The sequence below is a fragment of the Gaoshiqia sp. US2 genome, assembly GCF_059705485.1.
Genome location: NZ_AP048550.1, coordinates 4,718,406 through 4,738,838, shown reverse-complemented (window position 1 = coordinate 4,738,838; position 20,433 = coordinate 4,718,406). Strand labels below are relative to the sequence as shown.

Annotated in this window: 17 protein-coding genes; 7 read left to right on the top strand and 10 right to left on the bottom strand. The window is 45.8% G+C overall.

What is annotated here, in order from left to right; all coding sequences use genetic code 11:
* Positions 1 to 35: 35 nt before the first annotated feature.
* Entirely contained in the window at positions 36 to 746 is a 711-nt protein-coding gene (locus tag AC6H3C_RS18790; protein ID WP_497517049.1) for a type 1 glutamine amidotransferase, read from the bottom strand.
* A 164-nt stretch (positions 747 to 910) separates the two neighbouring features.
* On the opposite strand from AC6H3C_RS18790, the gene hutH reads away from it, so the two are divergent.
* Positions 911 to 2,416, top strand: coding sequence for a histidine ammonia-lyase (gene hutH / locus AC6H3C_RS18785; RefSeq protein WP_497517048.1), 1,506 nt, complete (start codon positions 911 to 913; stop codon positions 2,414 to 2,416).
* Positions 2,417 to 2,653: 237 nt separating this feature from the next.
* Here the strand turns inward: hutH and AC6H3C_RS18780 are convergent, their stop codons facing one another.
* Genes AC6H3C_RS18780 through AC6H3C_RS18770 form a run of 3 tightly spaced genes read right to left on the bottom strand, consistent with a single transcriptional unit; the run spans position 2,654 to position 4,180 of the window.
* Positions 2,654 to 3,115 (bottom strand): hypothetical protein, encoded by a 462-nt coding sequence (locus tag AC6H3C_RS18780; RefSeq protein WP_497517047.1) that lies wholly within the window; start codon positions 3,113 to 3,115, stop codon positions 2,654 to 2,656.
* 7 nt (positions 3,116 to 3,122) lie between these two features.
* On the bottom strand, positions 3,123 to 3,575 hold the full coding sequence (locus tag AC6H3C_RS18775) for a hypothetical protein (RefSeq protein WP_497517046.1): 453 nt from the start codon (positions 3,573 to 3,575) through the stop codon (positions 3,123 to 3,125).
* Between the two features lie 56 nt (positions 3,576 to 3,631).
* On the bottom strand, positions 3,632 to 4,180 hold the full coding sequence (locus AC6H3C_RS18770; protein ID WP_497517045.1) for an RNA polymerase sigma factor: 549 nt from the start codon (positions 4,178 to 4,180) through the stop codon (positions 3,632 to 3,634).
* A 181-nt stretch (positions 4,181 to 4,361) separates the two neighbouring features.
* Between AC6H3C_RS18770 and ychF the strand changes: the two genes are divergently transcribed.
* The 3 genes from ychF to asnB all read left to right on the top strand — a co-directional run bounded on the left by ychF (position 4,362) and on the right by asnB (position 8,959).
* Entirely contained in the window at positions 4,362 to 5,462 is a 1,101-nt protein-coding gene (gene ychF, locus AC6H3C_RS18765; protein WP_497517044.1) for a redox-regulated ATPase YchF, read from the top strand.
* Positions 5,463 to 5,569: 107 nt separating this feature from the next.
* On the top strand, positions 5,570 to 6,880 hold the full coding sequence (locus AC6H3C_RS18760) for a sodium:proton antiporter (protein WP_497517043.1): 1,311 nt from the start codon (positions 5,570 to 5,572) through the stop codon (positions 6,878 to 6,880).
* 357 nt (positions 6,881 to 7,237) lie between these two features.
* A complete protein-coding gene (asnB, locus tag AC6H3C_RS18755) occupies positions 7,238 to 8,959 on the top strand; it encodes an asparagine synthase B (RefSeq protein WP_497517042.1) in 1,722 nt (573 codons plus the stop codon).
* Positions 8,960 to 9,074: 115 nt separating this feature from the next.
* Here the strand turns inward: asnB and AC6H3C_RS18750 are convergent, their stop codons facing one another.
* The 6 genes from AC6H3C_RS18750 to AC6H3C_RS18725 form a co-directional block, all read right to left on the bottom strand.
* A complete protein-coding gene (locus AC6H3C_RS18750; RefSeq protein WP_497517041.1) occupies positions 9,075 to 11,705 on the bottom strand; it encodes a TonB-dependent receptor in 2,631 nt (876 codons plus the stop codon).
* The gene (locus AC6H3C_RS18745; RefSeq protein WP_497517040.1) at positions 11,702 to 12,568 is read right to left on the bottom strand and encodes a FecR family protein; all 867 of its coding nucleotides are present in this window, start codon (positions 12,566 to 12,568) and stop codon (positions 11,702 to 11,704) included. The genes AC6H3C_RS18750 and AC6H3C_RS18745 overlap by 4 nt, the downstream gene beginning before the upstream one ends.
* The gene (locus AC6H3C_RS18740) at positions 12,546 to 13,115 is read right to left on the bottom strand and encodes an RNA polymerase sigma factor (RefSeq protein WP_497517039.1); all 570 of its coding nucleotides are present in this window, start codon (positions 13,113 to 13,115) and stop codon (positions 12,546 to 12,548) included. The genes AC6H3C_RS18745 and AC6H3C_RS18740 overlap by 23 nt, the downstream gene beginning before the upstream one ends.
* Before the next feature lie 136 nt (positions 13,116 to 13,251).
* Positions 13,252 to 15,012: a carbohydrate-binding domain-containing protein gene (locus AC6H3C_RS18735; protein ID WP_497517038.1), complete on the bottom strand. Its 1,761-nt coding sequence runs from the start codon at positions 15,010 to 15,012 to the stop codon at positions 13,252 to 13,254.
* A gap of 26 nt (positions 15,013 to 15,038) precedes the next feature.
* The gene (locus AC6H3C_RS18730) at positions 15,039 to 15,728 is read right to left on the bottom strand and encodes a DUF2490 domain-containing protein (RefSeq protein ID WP_497517037.1); all 690 of its coding nucleotides are present in this window, start codon (positions 15,726 to 15,728) and stop codon (positions 15,039 to 15,041) included.
* A 28-nt stretch (positions 15,729 to 15,756) separates the two neighbouring features.
* Positions 15,757 to 16,404, bottom strand: a complete 648-nt coding sequence (locus AC6H3C_RS18725) for a DUF4956 domain-containing protein (RefSeq protein WP_497517036.1) — start codon at positions 16,402 to 16,404, stop codon at positions 15,757 to 15,759.
* Positions 16,405 to 16,922: 518 nt separating this feature from the next.
* Here AC6H3C_RS18725 and AC6H3C_RS18720 point away from each other — a divergent pair.
* The 3 genes from AC6H3C_RS18720 to AC6H3C_RS18710 are packed head-to-tail and all read left to right on the top strand — an operon-like array spanning position 16,923 to position 20,347.
* The gene (locus tag AC6H3C_RS18720) at positions 16,923 to 18,023 is read left to right on the top strand and encodes a glycoside hydrolase family 88/105 protein (protein ID WP_497517035.1); all 1,101 of its coding nucleotides are present in this window, start codon (positions 16,923 to 16,925) and stop codon (positions 18,021 to 18,023) included.
* A gap of 47 nt (positions 18,024 to 18,070) precedes the next feature.
* Positions 18,071 to 19,507, top strand: a complete 1,437-nt coding sequence (locus tag AC6H3C_RS18715) for a Gfo/Idh/MocA family oxidoreductase (RefSeq protein WP_497517034.1) — start codon at positions 18,071 to 18,073, stop codon at positions 19,505 to 19,507.
* A 6-nt stretch (positions 19,508 to 19,513) separates the two neighbouring features.
* Positions 19,514 to 20,347: a sugar phosphate isomerase/epimerase family protein gene (locus AC6H3C_RS18710; RefSeq protein WP_497517033.1), complete on the top strand. Its 834-nt coding sequence runs from the start codon at positions 19,514 to 19,516 to the stop codon at positions 20,345 to 20,347.
* Positions 20,348 to 20,433 lie beyond the last annotated feature (86 nt).

Genomic DNA, 20,433 nt, shown 5'->3' with positions numbered 1-20,433 from the left:
TCCGGTTTTCTGCACGATAAGCGTAATGCCGTGGTTTAATCCGGCTTGCTTAGCTGATCCAGAATGGAGAACATGATCTTGTTGTTGGCGGGGCAGTGTAAATACCCCGCCCTGATGCGCTCTGTTGTTTGAATGAACGGCCCGCTTTCCGTCAATTCGTCACCTGCATGTTCGAGCATGGCTTCGATACTTTCGGAAGTGGCTTCGAAATGAAATTGCAGACCAACAACACGGTCGCCATGTAAAAACAACTGATTGGCACAGGCCCTGCTCTCTGCAAGCCTGACAGCGCCCGGGGGAATTTGGAACTGATCGCCGTGCCAGTGAAAAACAGTCAGTTCGTCGGGCATATTGGCCAGCAGGGGAGCTTTTGAAGCTTCCGGCGTTTTTTTCACCGGGAACCAGCCGATTTCTTTTTCGTTCCCCGAAATCACCTGAACGCCGAGAGCGTCGGCCAGCAACTGGGCGCCAAGACAAATTCCGAGAACCACTTTCCCGGCAGTTAGCGCTTCTTTCAGAAACTGTTTTTCGGCAGTTAGCCAGGAGAAAACGGCCTCGTCGTAAATCCCCATCGGACCGCCCATAACGATCAGCCAGTCGAATTCGTCGGGGTGGGGCAGAACTTCATCCAGGTAAAAACGCGTGGCTGTCAGCTGGTGTCCCTTACTCCTGATCCATTTTTCGATACAGCCTAATCCTTCAAACGAAACATGCTGCAGGTAATGTATTTTTAATGGTTTCTTCATAAATCGAAATTGAGCAGAAAAACAAATTTAATGATAAATTCAGCCCGGCAAAGCGATTGTTTAGCCGGCTTAAGGTTGGACATGGCCTGATAATTGAAAAAGTGGTGACAAAACCCATTGATTTTTATGGATGAATAGTTCAACTTTAGCTGAAAATAACATAAATGAATCCTGAAATACACGCGATCAGCCCGAAGCCATTAACCTGGGAAATCATTGAGACGATATTGGAGCAGCGAAAAAAGCTGGTGCTTTCAGATGAGTCAATCCGGCTTATCCGGAAGTCGAAAAACTTTTTAGATCAGAAACTGGCCCAAAGCGAAGATCCGATTTACGGGATCAATACCGGTTTCGGGGCCTTGTGCGACCGGAAAATATCGAAACCCGACCTGAGTAAATTGCAGGAGAACCTGCTGGTTTCGCATGCCTGCAATGTAGGGAATGAAGTTCCTCCCGATGTCGTCAGGTTAATGTTGCTTTTAAAAGCGCACGCGCTGGCCAAAGGAAATTCGGCTGTGCAATTCATTACGGTGCAACGCATCATCGATTTATTTAACGCAGATATGCTGCCCCAGGTATTCGAGCAGGGATCGCTTGGCGCCAGCGGCGACCTGGCTCCCCTGGCCATGCTGTTTTTGCCCCTGCTGGGTTTGGGCACGGTTAATTACCAGGGAGAAAAAATCAGTTCGGCCGGGGCCCTGAAGAAAATGGGCTGGGAACCGGTGAAGCTCGAAGCCAAAGAGGGACTGGCTTTACTGAACGGCACCCAGTTTATGAGCGCTTATGCCGTTCATACACTGCTTAAAAGCTTTAGCCTGGTGAAGTATGCCGATGTGATTGGCGCGGTTTCGCTCGACAGCTTCGATGGCTTGTTGGAACCTTTTATGGCCCGGGTGCACGAAATCCGTCCGCATACCGGGCAAATTGAAACGGCCCGTAATTTTCGGGAATTATTGAAAGGAAGTGAATTGATAGACCGCGAAAAACAACATGTCCAGGACCCCTATTCATTTCGCTGCATTCCGCAGGTGCACGGGGCGGTAAAAGATGCCGTTCATTACGCGGCGGGAGTGGTTGAGGTGGAAATCAATTCGGTGACCGACAATCCGACCGTTTTCCCGGATGACGACCTGATTATTTCGGGCGGTAATTTTCATGGCGAACCCCTTGCGCTGGCTCTCGACTTTCTGGCGATTGCTTTGTCGGAGCTGGGCAGCATTTCTGAACGCCGGACCTACCGCCTGATCGCGGGCGAACGTGGCTTGCCCGTGTTTTTGGTCGCCAACCCCGGGCTGAATTCGGGTTTTATGATTCCGCAGTATGCCGCGGCATCGATCGTGAGCCAGAATAAACAACTTTGCACACCTGCGTCGGTCGATTCAATTCCTTCGTCAAACGAGCAGGAAGATCACGTGAGCATGGGCGGCAATGCGGCCACCAAGGCGCTGAAAGTGGCTGATAACGTTATGAAAGTGTTGGCCATTGAGCTATTTAATGCAGCGCAGGCGCTCGATTTTCGGCGGCCACTAAAAAGCTCTCCTTATTTGGAAGAATTTATTGCCCTGTACCGCGAAGAAGTTCCCTTTGTAAAAGAAGACCGCTTAATGTACGAAGGAATTAACGATACCATCCGGTTTTTGGAAGAGGGGAAGTTTGTCAGGGATCAGTGATCAGTGTTCAGTCGTGGTTTTACTCAGGTGTTTTATAGCGGCAAGCTGCGAGCTGCAAGTTTTAAGCTGCAAGCCGCAATGTAGCAATGACCAATTATCCGATGACCGATTCGCTGCATCCGGACCCCACTTCAGAGCTACCCCTCCCACTTCAAAACCGGCTCGTTGACCCTTTTTTGCGACTGCAGTCGGTCATCCGGTTACTGAAGTTCTTTTTGCAGCGGGTGGAGGCCCGTTTTACTTTTTGTTTTCGTTTTCGCGTTCGCGCTGGCGGAACTCCCGGATCATTTTAAAGCGAAATTCATTTTCCAGTTGTCCAATGATGACTACTTTTTTGGCAGGCAGCAAACGAAGGAATTTTTCGTGATATTCTTTAAGCAACCCGGCCTCTTTCACATGCAGGTCCACAATTTCGTAGCTGAGCTTTTTAAATTCGTTTTCACTGAATTTGGTATAATTGTCATTCACCTTGTCTTCAAGCTCTTTGCGCGTTTTGAAGATATTCATGCGTTTTTCTTCAAACTCGTTGTATATGGGCCAGAATTTTTGAGCTTCCTCCGGGCTGAGTTCCATTTTTTCCGTCATAAACGAAATTTTTTGAGATTTGAACTTTTCAAAGTCGCCCTGCATGCCTTTGTGTTGAGCAAAAGAAACAACGCAGAAGAGGAGAAGTCCGGATAAGATGATAAGCTTTTTCATGTTCGTGTCAGTTAATGATTTCGGCGAAGATTTCATAGTCGTTTAACTCGGTTGAGAGAAAGGTGATGATTTCAGTTGTTTCAAATTCATGATTATTTTCAGAATTATTCAGGGCCTGAAGCAACGCGTACCCATAGGTGAAGGAGGCGGAGGTAAAGTATTCTTCTTCCATCTGAAATTCATCTGTTTGTTCGCTCCCTTGCTGCGCGGCGTACCAGGGCATGAATTTGCTGATCGGGTAATGAACCAGCAGGAATACAAGCGCGAAACTGGCGGCAAGGCCCAATATGGGTTTAACCAGTTGAATAACTTTTTGTTTCCGGGTTGGCAGGCTTGTTTCGGCCGTTATTTTTGCCTGAATCCTGTCTTCAAGCGTTTCAAAATAACCTTCAGGAACTTCAAAAGGATTGTCTTTTGGGAGTTCCGGGTGATGATTCCATATGTTGTCAAATTCTTTCATTTCGTCCTTTTGACTAATTTAATGATAAAAGGTTTAATGTATTCCGGCCGGACCTGTCATTCCAGGGAGTTAAAATAATCTTCGATTTTTTTAACGGCGTGATGGTATGATGCTTTTAAGGCTCCGGCAGAGGTGTCCAGGATCTTTTCCATGTCCTGGTATTTCATATCGTCGTAATAACGCATGTTAAAAACCAGCCGTTGTTTTTGCGGCAGCCGCGCTATGGCTTCCTGTAATTTACGTTGAATATCATCGCCGCTGAAATAGGGATCGGTTTGAATGTTTTCAAGTAAATAGTCGTTCAGTTCATCATCTGTTCCTCCAAACGTTTTTTTCTTTTTCTGTTTCAGGAAGCTCAGCGATTCATTGGTGGCAATCCGGTAAAGCCAGGTATACAAACCTGATTCGGCCCGGAACGAGTCGATATTTCGCCAGACTTTTACAAAGGTGTTCTGCAAAATATCGTCGGCATCATCGTGGTCAAGCACAATTTTACGGATATGCCAGTACAGCCTTTCTTTGTAATTTTTTACCAGCAGACCGAAAGCATCCTGCCGGGTGCTTTCCTCTTTTAAATTGCTTATTAGTTGCTGATCGCTGATCATGTGCCCTTACGCTGGTTTGTATATAGAGATTAAAAATACGGGACGAAGTTTAACGGGTTAATAAAATTTAACTATTCCATGTGAGATCCGTTTCTTGAATAAACTTTGGCATCGTTTCGTATCTGTTCAAAAATAGGGAAAAAGGTTTAACTTTGCAGCTCAATTTTTAGAAGTAGAAAGAATGGCTTTAAAGTGTGGTATTGTGGGGCTTCCGAACGTGGGAAAGTCAACGCTGTTTAATTGTTTGTCGAATGCCAAGGCGCAGTCTGCCAATTTTCCGTTTTGTACCATTGAACCCAATATTGGTGTTATTACCGTTCCTGACGAACGATTAAATAAACTGGCCGAGCTTGTACACCCGGAGCGAATTGTCCCGACAACCGTTGAAATTGTGGATATTGCCGGCCTGGTTCGCGGGGCCAGCAAAGGCGAAGGATTGGGGAATAAATTTCTGGGAAATATCCGCGAAACGGATGCGATCATTCACGTGCTGCGTTGTTTTGATAACGACAACATTACTCATGTGGATACCACCATTGACCCGGTACGCGATAAGGAAACAATTGATATCGAGCTTCAGTTGAAAGATCTGGAAACCGTTGAAGCCCGGCTGGTTAAAGTGGAAAAACAGGCAAAAACAGGGAACGATCCGGAAGCAAAAAGGTTGTTGAAAATCCTGACAGCTTATAAAGAAGTTCTGCTGCAAGGAAAATCGGCCCGTACAGTTGAGGTGGAGGAAGCAGACCAGAAACTGGCCAAAGACCTGCAGTTACTGACCAATAAGCCAATTCTGTACGTATGTAATGTCGACGAAGCGTCGGTGATTAGCGGGAATGCCTATGTGGATGCCATTAAAGAAGCGATAAAAGACGAAAATGCCGAATTTCTTGTCATTGCTGCTGCTACCGAAGCCGATATTGCAGAACTGGAAAGTTATGAAGAACGGCAAATGTTTCTCGACGATCTCGGTCTGACGGAATCGGGCGTGAGCAAACTGATTAAGCTGGCTTACCGTTTGCTGAAACTGGAAACCTATTTTACCGCCGGGGTGAAAGAGGTCCGGGCCTGGACCTATAAGCAGGGTTTTAAAGCGCCGCAGGCCGCCGGGGTGATCCACTCCGATTTTGAAAAAGGATTTATCCGGGCAGAAGTGATTAAATATGCCGACTTTATCAGTCTGGGATCGGAACAAGCTTGTAAAGAAGCCGGGAAAATGGCCGTCGAAGGGAAAGATTATATTGTCCAGGATGGAGACATCATGCACTTCCGTTTCAATGTGTAAGGCTTCAACATCACTTAACATTGGCCGGTTTTAATTTTTAATTGGACTTAGTTTCCGAATATTTTTTATTTTCGACCTCAAATCAAAAATTAATTAGTAATAGACTTATGGACCATGGAACTGTAGAAAGTATGCCCTTATGGTTATCCTTACCGTTTGTGGCTATGTTGCTGTTTATCGCAATAGGACCTTTATTTTTCCATCATTGGTGGGAGGAAAATAAAAATAAACTGAAGATATCCTTAATCCTGGGTATTCCTTTGGCCATCGTGCTGATCGTGCGGGGACTTCATCACGAGCTCATCCACCAGATACTTTTCGATTATGTCCCCTTCATTATTTTGCTGGGCGCTTTGTTTGTAATTACCGGCGGCATTCACCTGAAGGGCGATATTGAAGCCAAACCGGCTGTAAATACGCTCTTTCTGGCAATCGGCGCGGTGCTCGCCTCTTTTATGGGAACTACCGGCGCCGCGATGTTGCTGATCAGACCGGTTATTAAAACAAACTCCGAACGCAAATTTAAAGTACACACCATTTTGTTCTTTATTGCCATTGTAGCCAATGCCGGCGGTATGTTAACTCCCCTGGGCGATCCCCCTTTGTTTCTGCTTTATTTAAGAGGCGCGCCATTCACCTGGTTCTTTGGGCTGGTCGGCCCCTGGTTGTTTGCAAACCTGTTGTTGCTGCTTATTTATTTTATACTCGATACTTATTATCACAAAAAAGAAACGGCTTCTGCCTTGTCCGAAGATCGCATGCACATCGAACCCATTCGTTTAAAAGGAAACCTGAATTTTCTGTTCCTCGCGGGGGTTGTATTGTCGGTTGCGTTTCTGAACGAGCAGTATATCCATGCAATTCACGAGAATCACTATTATGGATTTCTTCGCGAAGGCGTTATTGTGATCATGGCTGTTTTGTCGTTGATATTTACCGATAACAAAATGCGCTACGAGGAGAACAAATTTACCTGGGGGCCAATTGTCGAAGTGGCTTACCTCTTCCTGGGTATTTTTATTACGATGGTGCCGGCCTTGCTTTACCTGAAAGAAAACGCCCATTCGTTTGGATTAACCACGCCCACGCATTTTTATTATGCAACCGGTTCGTTAAGTTCTTTTCTCGACAATGCCCCTACCGCGGTTTCTTTCCACAACCTGGCCCTGGGGATGGTCGATCAGTTTGGCGACGCCAAGCTGGTAGCCAGAATTCCCGAGGTATTGCTGAAAGCCATTAGCCTGGGCGCCGTATTTTTTGGGGCGATGACCTACATTGGCAACGGCCCCAATTTTATGGTGAAAGCCATTGCCGAAGAGAACAAAATAAATATGCCCGGCTTTTTCGGGTATATCCTGAAATTTTCGCTTGTTGTTTTATTGCCCGTTTACATTGTTACGCAATTGATCTTCCTGTAAGAAAGAATATAAATGGCGCACGAAAGAGCAGCTCAGTGTATGAGCTGCTCTTTTTTTTGTCGTTTCGGTAGAAAAAAAGGATAACGTTTGATTTTGTGCCGGCTTTTAAATGTTTTGGAGCTTGAGTCTGAATTTGTATCGATTTTTTGGAAAGACCCTGTATTTTTACGGGGGGTGTTGGTGTTTGATGTAGTTTTATTTTATTTCGAAGCTGGTTTTTTGGGAGGGTGTTCTGGAAATAATTAGATTTCAAAAAGAAACTAAAATCGAATGTGATCTGATCATTTGTCTGTAAATATTAATTTATTATAGAAAAATGTCAATAATAGTTTTGAAATAGAAACAAAACGATTATTTTTGAGCTCTGAAAAAGATAGTTTTGAGAACTCATTTAAAGTTATTGGCATTATGTGTGGAATTGTAGGTGTATTTGATTTAAAGATGGATGCTCAGGAATTGAGACCACAGGTATTGAAACAATCGAAACGAATTCGGCATCGCGGTCCCGACTGGTCGGGTATTTACTGTGGCGAGAAGGCAGTGATTGCTCATGAGCGTTTATCGATTGTTGACCCCGAATCGGGCGGTCAACCCTTGTACAGTAAAGATAAAAAACTGATCCTCGGTGTAAACGGGGAGATTTATAACCATCGCGAAATACGCGAAAGAACAAAAGCCCGTTACGAGTACCAAACCGGTTCGGATTGTGAAGTAATCCTGGCCCTGTACAAAGAAAAAGGAGTTGATTTTCTGGATGAGCTGAGTGGTATTTTTGCTTTTGCCCTGTACGACGAAGAAAATGACACGTACCTGATTGGCCGCGACCACATCGGGATCATCCCGCTTTACATGGGTTGGGACAAGTACGGTAATTTCTATGTGGCTTCGGAACTGAAAGCGCTGGAAGGTGTTTGCACAAAAATACAGGAGTTTCCGCCGGCCAGCTACCTGTACAGTAAAGACGGCGAAATTAAACGCTGGTGGACGCGCGACTGGATGGATTATGAAAATGTAAAAAACAACACCACCAGTATCGACGAGTTAAAAAAGGCGATGGAAGCGGCTGTACACCGCCAGCTGATGTCGGATGTGCCTTACGGAGTGCTGCTTTCCGGTGGTCTGGACTCCTCGGTGACTTCGGCTTTGGCCAAAAAATTCTCAGCGAAACGTGTCGAAGAGGGTGATCAGAAAGATGCCTGGTGGCCACAGCTTCACTCGTTTGTCATCGGTTTGAAGGATTCGCCCGACTTGATTGCCGCCCGCAAGGTAGCCGATCACATCGGAACCATTCATCATGAAATTCATTATACCATCCAGGAAGGACTGGATGCCATCCGCGATGTCATTTATCACATCGAAACCTACGATGTAACGACTATACGCGCATCAACTCCCATGTACATGCTGGCGCGCGTGATTAAGTCGATGGGAATTAAAATGGTATTGACCGGCGAAGGGGCCGACGAAATTTTTGGTGGTTACCTGTACTTCCACAAAGCGCCCAATGCTGAAGAGTTTCACAAAGAAACCCTGCGTAAACTGAATAAACTGAATTTGTACGACTGTTTGCGTGCAAACAAATCGTTGGCCGCCTGGGGCGTTGAAGGCCGTGTTCCGTTTCTGGATAAAGAATTCATGGACGTGGCCATGCGGCTGAATCCGAAAGATAAAATGGCCGGCAACGGTAAAATGGAGAAATATGTTGTTCGTAAAGCATTTGAGGATATGTTGCCTGAAAGTGTTGCCTGGAGACAAAAAGAACAATTCTCCGACGGGGTGGGCTATGGTTGGATTGATACCCTGAAACAGATTGCGACCGAAAAAGTGACGGACGAAATGATGTCTTCCGCCCACTTTCGTTTCCCGATAAATACGCCGATGTCGAAAGAAGAATATTTGTACCGTACAATTTTCAGCGAGCATTTCCCGTCTGACCAGGCCGCCGCCTGTGTGCCGTCGGTTCCGTCGATTGCGTGCAGTACCGCCGAAGCGCTTGCCTGGGATGAGTCGTTCCGCAACAATGCCGACCCCTCCGGCCGCGCCGTGAAAGGAGTACATGAGCAAAGCAATGCCAGGTAAAACAAACACCGGATTCTTTCCCGGGTAAGATTCCCGGACTTTATGCCAATAATGAGTGTGAAACCAGCGTCGTAAGGCGCTGGTTTTTGTGTTTCCGATAGTTTCAAACAATCTTTCAGAAGGCTAACTTCAGGAATAAAACCGGGGTTAACGGCACCGCGTCGGTATATATTTTTACCGAGCCTATTTCGTCATTGATATTGATATTCTTATAATTGTTCTGAACTAAGTTTTTCCGGTCAAAAATATTCAGAACAGAAAGTCCGGTTTCTCCCGACATCCGGCCCCGGTGGAAATGGTAGGTTAAGGCGGTGTCAACCCGCTTGTAGCTGGTTTGTCCGGGATCATTTTTAAAGGTTTCTCTGATAATCTCCATCCCTGAGCCATAAATGTAATTCGCCGACAGATACAGTTTGCGGAGTTTGATGATGGCGGCCAGCTTAAACTCGTGCCGTTGATCCTGCGGGGCAGGGCGATACGCGGGGAGCGGGCTGCCCCCGGGCGCCAGCCTTTCCAGCGATTTGCTTAACGTATAAGATGCCCAGCACGAATTTTCACCAAAGTCTTTTTTAATGTAAGCGTCGATGCCGTAGAAACGGGCATCTCCGGTATAGGCATAATAACCATTCGTCATCTCTCCGTCGACGATCCGTTGCTCCAGAACCTGCCGGTTTAAGTTTCCGGCTGTTTTATAATATCCTTCAAGATCAATTGTTACATTATTTTTGAAGTAGTTGAGTCCGGCGACCCAGTGAGTGGCATTTAGTGTCCGGGCATTTTTATCACCGGTGGTCCACAGGTACGTGTAGTTTTTGTCCCGGTCAACAGAACCGATTTTGTACATAAATTGGTAATATTTTCCCCATGCAACATTCATCTTTATGTTTTTTGTCAAAAGGTATGATGCGCTCATACGGGGTTCCGCCAATGCTTTTTTTTCTTTATTGGTGAGGTTTATCCGCAGGCCGCTTTTCAGCGATAAGCGGTGATTCAGGTTCAGGTTGTCCTGAAGAAATACAAAACCGTAGGTGGCGTTGTAGTTTTTTAACGAGTTAACCAGGAGCGTATCCAGGTAATTGTTGTGATTTTTTATCAAGGCTTCATTGGTGTTCAGCCCTCCTCCAAATTCCAGCTGATGCCCATCGGTAAAGTTGATCATGTTGTCGATGCGGATGGAATGTTCAACCGCTTTATTTTTTATCCCGACCTGGTCTTCATTATACAATTCTTCGGTATCCAGATCCTCAGACCGGGTATAATCTGTAATCTGCTTTGAGAAAGAAGATTCCGAATAAATGAGTTTAGAGATATTTCCGTTAGGCCAGTTTTTACTGTAAAAAGCCGAAAATCCGAGTTGTTTGTTGGTTTCGTGGTCGGAAAGATAAAATTCGAAGGGGTTTTCGGGTGGACTTTCATCATCATCATCATCACGCGGAGGAGGTTGATTCAGCCGGTTGTTGGTGGTTAGGGTGAAGTCATCGCCTCCCCGGTAAAAGCTCCACGAGAACTGATTGTTCGGGTTGAGCTGGATGGTATATTTCAGGTTAAAATCACGGAATACATATTGGTCAGGATAAATGCTGAGGCTTTGGCTGAGATCTTCCGGATCGTCTCTGTCCGGTTCGTCCTTTTTTACCGGCCTGGTTGGAGCAAAAATATTGAAATCGTCCAGGTTGTAAAGATTATAGTAGGTTTGACGATAGGCCAGCAAGAGAGATGATTTGCCGAATAGCGGTAATTCGGCCATTCCGTTAATCGTTGTCGGGTTCATGTTAAAACTGAAGCCGGGTTTTTGCAGGCTCCCGTTTTTGCCGGTAATATTTACCAGCCCGCCAATCCGGTTTCCATACCTGGCCTCGTAGCCGCCTTTATAAATATCGATGTTTTTCACCACAAACGGATTGATAATGCTGATGTTGTTGCTGTAATTTTTTAGTCCGAACAAGGTAAAATGATCGAATGTCACCAGGCTTTGTCCTTCGTAACTTCCCCAAATCAGGATATCAGGCGTTTGCTCATCAACGGCCTGTATGCCGGGCATTAACCGCAGCAGGTTAAAAACCGAGTTATCTCCCTGACCTGGTAAAAAACGCGATATCGTGTGGTTCAGCCTCATATTTCCCGGACTTTCGCCGATTAACGCTGCTTTTTCGATGAGGTTATTGCTGACGGTGACTTCCGGTAATTGTTCGGTGGAAGGGATAAGGGTAAATTTCCGGTTGATGCCTGCGTGCAGAACCGTGTCAAACACATAGTACCCGAGGTGCGAGATCCGGATGTGAAAAGAACTGTCGGCAGACGCCGTAAAGTTGAATGTTCCGGTGACATCGGCTACCAATTGTTGCTTGTTGACGATGATGTTTGAAAAAGACAACGGTTCAAAGGTTTCGTGTTCGACTACCTGCCCCGAGATGGTTGTCGTTTCTTTCTTTTTGTCTTCTTTTGCCGGTTTCCGGTACTGAATGATGATCAGGACATCGCCTGATATTTTCAGTTTAAGCGGAAGGTTTTTGATCAGGTATTCCAAAGCCGTTTCGCCGTTCGGAAATGTTTTTGAAACTGTTACCCGATACTTCGCGAGTTCGGCATCGTTGTACGACAGTTGAAGCTGATACGTGTCGCGAAGCTGAAGCAGTACCAAATTTAAAGGTTGATGATCGGCTTCGACGACAAGAGATCGGGTTTGCGCGCTCCCCGGCCAAATCAGGCTTAAACAAATGAGGGTTGTGAAAATTACTTTGATCATTCCTCGTCCCGGGTTATGACATACAAGTTGACCGATTTTTTGGTGTATTTCAACCCTAATGCCGGGCAGATATAACCTAAAACATCTTCTACATGCTGTTGTTTTTTGAAGTTTCCGGTGTAAACAGGCATTTCAGTTAAATCAGTCAAAATGGTGATGCTGTATTGCCGTTCAATTTCCCGGAAAACCTGCCCGACAGGCGTGGCGGTAAACGTGAAGACATGATTTCGCCAAGAGATTTCGGGATAGGGCTGAATGTCATTTTTAATAACAATCTCCCCGTCTTCCTGTATTTCGGCTTTACTGTTGGCTTGTAAAACGACCTGGCTTTTCGTTTTTGAAATCACTTTTACACTACCGGTCAGGCAGGTCACCCGGTAGGCTTCCCTGGAAAAAATATTAAAACTGGTTCCCATTACCTGCGTTTTTCCGGAAGAAGACAACACGGTAAACTTTGCTCCGTTTTCGACCTGGAAAAATCCTTCGCCTTCAAATTCCAGAATCCGGCTGATCCGGTACCAGTATGGGTAATATTTCAGAATCGATTCGGCGTTCATTTCAACAGTTGAACCGTCGGGTAAACCGGCAACTTGGTGTGTGCCGACAGGCGAATGAACGGTTTTGCTGTAAAAACGCAGGAACAGTCCGGATGCCAGCAGGATGATCAGGCTGGCGGCTATTGAAACCAGTTTCAGATTCGGTTGGTGTAAGAAACGCTTCGCGGGAATCCGTTCGATGGAGCCTTCCAGTTTCAGCCAAACATCAGTCTGGCTTTTTTTCCAGTTGAACGAACCGCCAGCCAGAAACTTTTTACTGTGAAGGTCAACCGCATTCAGATCGCTATCTTGCTTCTTGTTGTCCATTTGTTGTTTTTTGATTTTCTGAAAAACAATAACCGAAAAGAAAAAGAATCAGGGGGGCGATCTGATCTTTTAACTGCTCTTTCAGGTATTCAAGCGCCAGGCTCATCCGTTTCTCTACTGCTTTTACGCTTAGTCCAAGCTGGTCGGCAATGTCTTTGTATTTCAATTCATCAATCCGGTTTAACAGAAAAACCACACGTTGTTTCTCCGGCATTTTTCTCAGCGCTTTTTCATAACGATTGATGAGGTCTTTGTAGTTCAACTGATCCTCGGGGCTCAGGCTTTTTTCATTTGGAACATAGGTGTTGAAAAAATTAAAAGCCAGCTTTTGCTTATGATACCGCGTGATAAACAGATCATTGGCTATTTTCAGCAGCAGGTTTTTGGCTGTTTCCATCCGGATGTTCATTTGTTTTTCCCAGAGTCGCAAAAATGTGTCCTGTGCGATATCTGTTGCCGCGTCCTCATCTCCCGATTTGTAAAACACGTACCGTCTGACATCTTCGAAATACGTGTTAAATAAGTAGTTGAACTCTTCTCTTGTCAATTCCCGTATTTTTTCATGAATATTCCAAATATAAACGAAATTATCATGAAAATTTATATCGGAAAAAAGCCTGATGTGAACATTTAATACCGCTCATGCCTGCATGCAGGCATGAGCGGTTGCTTAATCTGAGTGGTTAGCGTCCTCCTGTTCCTCCGCTGCTTGATCCGACTTTTGTTAGTGTGGCGGAAATCGTAAAACTTCCGTATAGGGTTCCGCCTGAGTAGGTTCCGTCGGAGTATAACCCGTCTTCAACAGTTCCGGTGTGGGTTCCTCCGGTGTAGATCTGGTAACTTGTGCCTTTCGTCAGGACCGGCGATGAAACAACCATGGATGAATAGCTGCGGATTGGCTGAAAAGTCACAATTTCATTCCCGTTGGCGTCCTGAAGGTGAAACAGGGTGCCTGCCGCCCTGGATGAGGTAAAAAAGATCAGGACAGAATATTGGGAAGTTGATGTGTTCGGAGCTTCGGTCATGTTCGAAGCTGTTCCGGAGATAATCAATGTGCCTCCTGTTACATCAATACTGCCGTTAACATCCATGCCAACCTCAACAGAGCCCGACGGCCCGTGAACAAGCGCCGTTCCGCCGGTCATGCGCATATTGCCGTTGCTGTCAATCCCATCGCCTCCCGAAGCGTTTACCATGATATGGCCGCCATAAAAATTCAGCAAACTTCCGTCATTCGATTCGCCGCCTCTTCCGTTTGTCGCGTTGAATCCGTCATCAGACGACACGATGCTTAAATTCCCGCCGTTAACGGTAATGGATGGCCCTTCGATGCCTTCGTATGACTTCGTGATGTTAATCATCCCGGCATTTACCGTGATCGCTCCGTCGGCATGGATACCGTCGTCCCGTGAAGAGATGTTGATGTTTCCATCGTTAATGACGAGGCTTCCTCCGGAGTGAATTCCGTCGTCGGCCGAGTTGATGATGAAATCTCCATAATCGATCACGATACTGGTTTCGGCTTTGAGTCCTTTGGCCGAAATCAAACTGCTGCCCGAACTGCTGCTGCCTCCTCCCGACTTCAGGTTAAATGTGCCGGATGCGATCAGGATATCGGTAGCAGCCTGCATGGCATCGGCGCCGGAAGTAAGGGTTATTTCGGCGTTTTCAATCGAAATGTAACCTTTGGCCGCGTTTGTTTCGTTATCCGACTTGAGACCGTCTCCGCCGGTGGTCAGGTTAAAAGTTCCGCTTTTAATGATGAGATAATCTTTTCCCTGGATGCCGTCATCTTTGGCTGTAACGGCGATGGTTCCGGCAGTGATGATCAGACCGTCTTTGCCGGTAATGCCATCGTTGTAGTTGCCTTTTACCGTGAGCGAGCCATTCCCGTAAACAGAGAGAGACGACTTGCTGAACAAGGCTGCATTGGGTTCATCGTCGCTGCTGCTGTCAACGGAGTACGAAGTTCCGTCGGAGAGGTAGTTGTTTGTGTTTTCAGGCAGGATAATGACTACTTTCCCGGCTTTTTTGATGTTTACGGGAGCGCTGTTGGAGCAACTGACGTCGATGCTGTTAAAAATAAGCCGCACCGTTCCGGTATCTTCGGTATCGACGATGATTTGCCCGTTTGTGAGCATACCGGCGATGTTGTAATTGCCGGCTGCCGATATGGTCAGTATGCTGCCGTTTGCCGACGCGCCCGAACCGCTGACGGTGATGGAACTCCCGTTTAACAAGATGATGTTTTCCGATGAGCTGTCCCATACGTAATCTGCCGGATCTTCGTGTGGCCCGGCGTTGCCGGTTGATGCATCCACCGTGGTTTCATCGGGTTTGCTTTCTTCTTCATCTTCATCATCATCATTGATGTGAAGGCAGGAGACGGCAAATAAGCATATAAACAGGGATGAAGTTATCCGTAAAAAAAAAATTGTGTTCATAAGTTTTCGCCTTATTTGTGAACCGATTATTTTTTCTTGAAATAGTATTTATATTCCAGGCCAAGCACAAACCGCTGAACCGGATTGGTTACGTTTATTTCTTTATCGAGCAGCCCGAATAATTCCAGGCGATTTCGTTTGTTTAATTTATACGCTCCGGCCAGTTTGTACCTGATTTTATCGAAGCTGTTTCCGTCGGGATTATTTAACTGAAAGAAGGTTTCGACCGACAATGAAGGGGTCAGCGGCGATTTGCGGATATTATATTCCATTTCGAACCGGTTGCGCCAGCTGTTTTTCGGATTTGTTTTGTAATCGCGTACTGTTTCATCTTTCCAGGTCGATTGAAACCGTTCGCGCAAGCTGAAGGTAAACCTGTTCCAGTCTTTTTCGCCCTGAACGAAAAAGCCATACCGGTTTCGGGGCTGATAATCGTCATTTTCAACATCATGGAAATAAATAAACTGGTAACTTGCGCCCAACTTAAAGGTTTTTGATAGTTTATACAGAATGTCGAAATTCGTTTTTAACTGCTCTATCGTTCCTAACTGTTCCATGGTGCGCAGTTCTTCTCCAAGATAAAACGACCAGTTTTTTACTTTTTTTTCGGCTCCGGCAGTAAACCAGGTGCCAAAATCGTTACTTTGCGCGTAACTGGTTGTCAGAAAAAGCGCAGAGGACAAAACGGTACAGATTTTTAATAAATGTTTTTTCATAATTATTAAGGTGAATTAAACAATTGACTTAGCTGATGGATTGGAGTTCTTTTATGTTGTCGGCCGTGTTGATCTCGCCATTGCCGGGATAATAGATTTTTACAAAGGCAATTTTCTTTTTAAAATTGATCTGTCCAAGTTCGAAACGCTGCACCATCAGACCGGTCCGTTCCCGCAAATCTTCGAGCATTTTCTGTTGGTTTTCGGGCTTTATCAGGTCAATCTTCTCATAAATAATAAATTTTGATGCGGTATGCTTGATCAGGTGATTGGTTTCCATGATCCAAACCAGCAACAGAAAAATGCAGTTGGTGATTAAAATTTCGGCATAGCTGTTTGTTCCGTTACTCAGGGCATTAATCACCGAAATACCGATGATAACAAAAAGGTAAGTCATTTCGCGTACCGGCAGGGTATCGGTCCGGTAACGGAGGATCCCGAAAATCGCAAACAGGCCGAGTGCAAAACCAATTTTAATTTTAACACTTTCGAGCAGGTAAACCATTAGAAAAATGGTAGCGCTAACCATCAGGAAGGTGAAAAGATAGTCGCGCCGCCGTGTTTTCCGGTAATAAAAATAGCGGATAATGATTCCGGTTACTAAAAAATTGAACCCGAAATAAATTAATAACAAATAATGTGGTTCGATTTGTTCGAGGGACGTTTCAAGATACATGGCTTTTTTTGATTGAATGTAAACAACTGAATAATGAGGTGAAAGACTCAAAAAAATGCTTGGTGTTTTTCATGGTACGCATGTTAAGATTGACAAATTTTTAACCCATATCCTGAGAAAGGGTGCACGACCCTACTTTTTTATTGAAAAAAATGAGAAAACCGGGATAAAACTTACGTCAACCGAATTTAAGGACAGATTATAAAGAAAGCCGCTGGTTAGGCGGCTTTCCAATCATGAGTAACAAAAAAGAAGTTACATCTTCTGTTTTTGTATTGCCTTGGCAGACAATGCGTTTATGTTCGGTTAAATCCAGGAACGACGTATTTTGAATGGGGTCAAAGATAAAGATTAACCGTTGTTTTTACACCAGCCCGGCCTGTTTTTATCAGGGGTTCATATTTTTCCGAACTCCAATCAGAAGATGCTGAATTCGTATAAAGTTTTTTAACTTTTTGCAATCGATTGCATGAAATGATTATATTTGACTTCTGTTAAAACCTAAATCAATAAAACGTATGAAAAGGACTGTTTTTATCTCGCTTTTTTTCCTGTTTACCAGCTCTTTCTCTTTCGGTATAAAGCCTTCAGATAAGATTTTCGCTGCGAAACAAATCAAAAAAACAATGCTAAAAGCCACTTTCTGGCAGTTAGACCATCCGAAGCATGAATTGTATGATTGGACAAACGGCGCACTTTATGCCGGGGTAGTTGCCGCTTACGAAACCACCGGCTCAAAAAAAATAGGGAAAGCTTTGCTCGAAATGGGTGAGGCGAACGCATGGAAAGCAGGTCCACGGCTAACGCATGCCGACGATCATGCAATTGGCCAGACTTATATTGATGTATACCGGATTACCGGCGACCGGAAGATGATTGAACCTTTCCGCCAAACCATGGATGAGTTTATGGCGACATCTTATCCGGCACAGGAACCGCTTCGCCCGATTACCTGGTGGTGGTGCGATGCCCTTTTTATGGCGCCTCCGGCATTGGTAAAGCTGGGAATAACCCTGGGCGAAGACAAGTATTTGAAATACAGCGACCGGTTATTTAAGGAATGTTATGACCTGCTGTATGATCAGGAAGAAGATTTGTTTGCTCGGGATAAAAGTTACCAGCTTAACTGGTCCGAACCAAAAGTCGAAGCAAACGGGCAAAAGATATTCTGGTCGCGCGGAAATGGATGGGTCATGGGCGGTTTGGTCAGGGTGCTTGAAGAACTGCCGCAGGATTACGCAAATCGTGCCTTTTATGAGGAAATCTTTCTTGAAATGTCTGCCCGGATTGCCGGCTTGCAGCAGGAAGATGGCTTGTGGCGCGCCAGTTTACTCGATCCTGACTCCTATCCGGGAGGAGAGGCAAGCGGTTCGGGTTTCTACACCTATGCCTTGGCATGGGGGGTTAACCGGGGACTGCTGGATAAAGACAAATATCTTCCGGTAATCGAAAAAGCGTGGATCGGTTTAAACAGCCTGGTTCAGCCCGATGGCCGGGTTGGATGGTGCCAGCCGATTGGTGCCGATCCCCGGAAGAATTTCACGGGCGAGAGTTGGGAAGTATACGGAGCGGGCGCATTTTTATTGGCCGGCAGTGAAGTGATTAAAATTGAATGGTAAAATATTAGTTTTATCTTCGTAAGAATAAAAATCTAAATTTCAAGCCAATGAAACCGAATAATTCAAGACGCTCGTTTTTAAAGAAAAGTCTTGCTATCACAGCTGCTTCCGCGTTTCCGACGATTCTGGTCAAGACGGTATCCGGCGCTGTTATGCCGCTTTCAAAATTAGCCGGGGCCGGCGAACGGGTTAATCTGGCCTGTTGCGGAATCGGCAACCGCGGCGGCGAAATCATCATGGCCCTGTACAATACCGGATTGGCCAATATCGTAGCTCTTTGCGATGTGGATATGGGAGCGCCGCATACGCTGAAGGTACTGGAGAAATTCCCGGATGTGCCGCGCTTCCAGGATTTTCGGGTGATGTTTGACAAAATGGCCGGTCAAATTGATGCTGTTTCGGTGGGTGTGCCCGATCATGCCCATTTCCCGATCACCATGCTGGCAATGAGCCTGGGCAAACATGTTTATGTTGAAAAACCAATGGCCCGCACCTTCAACGAAGTTGAACTGATGATGAGGGCGGCCAAGAAGTATAAAGTAGCCACCCAAATGGGAAACCAGGGGCATTCCGAAGGAAATTATTTCCAGTTTAAAACCTGGGCCGAGGCCGGGATCATTAAAGATGTGACAGCCATCACCGCTCATATGAACAACTCGCGTCGCTGGCACGGCTGGGATCCCCGGATCACCAAATTCCCCGACGGCGAATCCATCCCGGAAACACTGGATTGGGATACCTGGCTGTCGGCTGCCCAACATCACGATTATCACCGGGATTTTGTCAATGGTCAGTGGCGTTGCTGGTACGACTTTGGCATGGGCGCCCTGGGCGACTGGGGAGCACACATCATCGATACGGCCCATCAGTTCCTCGATTTGGGCCTGCCCTACGAAATTGATGCCGTAAAGCTGGACGGGCATAACCCGTTTTTCTTCCCGATGTCTTCCACCTTGTCGTTTAAATTTCCAAAACGAGGTAAAATGCCGGCCTGCGAAATTACCTGGTACGACGGTGTAAATAACGTACCCGCGGTACCCGAAGGTTACGGCGTATCCGAACTCGACCCCAATATTCCGCCGCCAAGCACGGGTAAAATTCAACCGGCCAAACTAAATCCCGGAAAGATTATTTACAGTAAAGATCTCATTTTTAAAGGCGGTTCACACGGAAGTACGCTTTCCATCATTCCCGAAGAGAAAGCCAGGGACATGCAGGGAAAATTGCCCGAAGTTCCGGTAAGCCCGTCCAACCACTATGCCAACTTCCTGCTGGCCTGCAAAGGTCAGGAAACGTGCCGTTCTCCGTTCGAAATTGCCGGTCCGTTAAGTCAGGTTTTCAACCTGGGAGTCTTGGCCCAGCAACTCAATACGAAACTGTTGTTCGACCGCAAGACCAAACAGATCACCAATAATAAGCTGGCCAATCAACTGCTGGTTGGAGTTCCTCCCCGCAAAGATTGGGAGCAATACTATAAATTATAAAAAACGATGAAGAAAAAAATCATTTCCCTGTTGCCGGGGCTTATAGCAATCTTCTTTGCATTCGGACAGGAACGTCCGGGGCAACAGGCTGCGCCTGAAACCGGCGAATTATTCAAAATTGGCATGGCCGGTTATACCTTTGTGAAATTCGATCTGGATAAAACGCTCGAAACCATGCAGCGCGCCGATGTCCATTACTTGTGCATCAAAGATTTTCATCTTCCTTTTAACAGCGCCGATGAAGAGATTGCCGCTTTTCATGCCAAATTGAAAGATAAAGGGGTGACCGGTTATGCTGTCGGCCCGATTTATATGAAGTCGGAGCCGGAAGTCGACCGCGCGTTTGAATATGCCAGACGGGTGGGCGTGAAGTTAATTGTTGGCGTACCCAACTACGAACTGTTACCTTACGTGGATAAAAAAGTGAAGGAATACGGTTTAAATTATGCCATTCACCTGCACGGACCCGATATCGAATTATACCCGGATGCGGATAATGTTTGGGAAAATGTGAAAAATTTGGATCCCCGCATTGGGATGTGCCTGGATATTGGCCACGATACCCGTAACGGGAAAGACCCGGTTGCCGATTTAAAGAAATACCACAGCCGGGTATTCGATATTCACATTAAAGATGTTACCGGAAACACCAAATTGGGTTACTCGTTGGAAATTGGCCGCGGGGTTATTGATTTCCCCGCTTTCGTAAAGATGTTGCGCGAAGTGGGTTACACGGGGGTATGCAGTCTGGAACACGAAAAAAACATGGATCATCCGTTCATGGGTATTGCCGAGTCCATCGGTTATTTCAGAGGAGTGATTGCCACGACAAAAGAATAACCCTTCAGAAGGGAAGTACTTATATTAAAAGAGGCCGTCTCAAAACAAAATTTGGGACGGTCTTTCTTTTTATGGATTTTGGGGGT

Bases quoted from the DNA above. Each gene is read 5' to 3' on its own strand.
- AC6H3C_RS18790 (WP_497517049.1), bottom strand. From the start codon at position 746: ATGAAGAAACCATTAAAAATACATTACCTGCAGCATGTTTCGTTTGAA.
- hutH (WP_497517048.1), top strand. From the start codon at position 911: ATGAATCCTGAAATACACGCGATCAGCCCGAAGCCATTAACCTGGGAA.
- AC6H3C_RS18780 (WP_497517047.1), bottom strand. From the start codon at position 3,115: ATGAAAAAGCTTATCATCTTATCCGGACTTCTCCTCTTCTGCGTTGTT.
- AC6H3C_RS18775 (WP_497517046.1), bottom strand. From the start codon at position 3,575: ATGAAAGAATTTGACAACATATGGAATCATCACCCGGAACTCCCAAAA.
- AC6H3C_RS18770 (WP_497517045.1), bottom strand. From the start codon at position 4,180: ATGATCAGCGATCAGCAACTAATAAGCAATTTAAAAGAGGAAAGCACC.
- ychF (WP_497517044.1), top strand. From the start codon at position 4,362: ATGGCTTTAAAGTGTGGTATTGTGGGGCTTCCGAACGTGGGAAAGTCA.
- AC6H3C_RS18760 (WP_497517043.1), top strand. From the start codon at position 5,570: ATGGACCATGGAACTGTAGAAAGTATGCCCTTATGGTTATCCTTACCG.
- AC6H3C_RS18750 (WP_497517041.1), bottom strand. From the start codon at position 11,705: ATGATCAAAGTAATTTTCACAACCCTCATTTGTTTAAGCCTGATTTGG.
- AC6H3C_RS18745 (WP_497517040.1), bottom strand. From the start codon at position 12,568: ATGGACAACAAGAAGCAAGATAGCGATCTGAATGCGGTTGACCTTCAC.
- AC6H3C_RS18735 (WP_497517038.1), bottom strand. From the start codon at position 15,012: ATGAACACAATTTTTTTTTTACGGATAACTTCATCCCTGTTTATATGC.
- AC6H3C_RS18730 (WP_497517037.1), bottom strand. From the start codon at position 15,728: ATGAAAAAACATTTATTAAAAATCTGTACCGTTTTGTCCTCTGCGCTT.
- AC6H3C_RS18725 (WP_497517036.1), bottom strand. From the start codon at position 16,404: ATGTATCTTGAAACGTCCCTCGAACAAATCGAACCACATTATTTGTTA.
- AC6H3C_RS18720 (WP_497517035.1), top strand. From the start codon at position 16,923: ATGAAAAGGACTGTTTTTATCTCGCTTTTTTTCCTGTTTACCAGCTCT.
- AC6H3C_RS18715 (WP_497517034.1), top strand. From the start codon at position 18,071: ATGAAACCGAATAATTCAAGACGCTCGTTTTTAAAGAAAAGTCTTGCT.
- AC6H3C_RS18710 (WP_497517033.1), top strand. From the start codon at position 19,514: ATGAAGAAAAAAATCATTTCCCTGTTGCCGGGGCTTATAGCAATCTTC.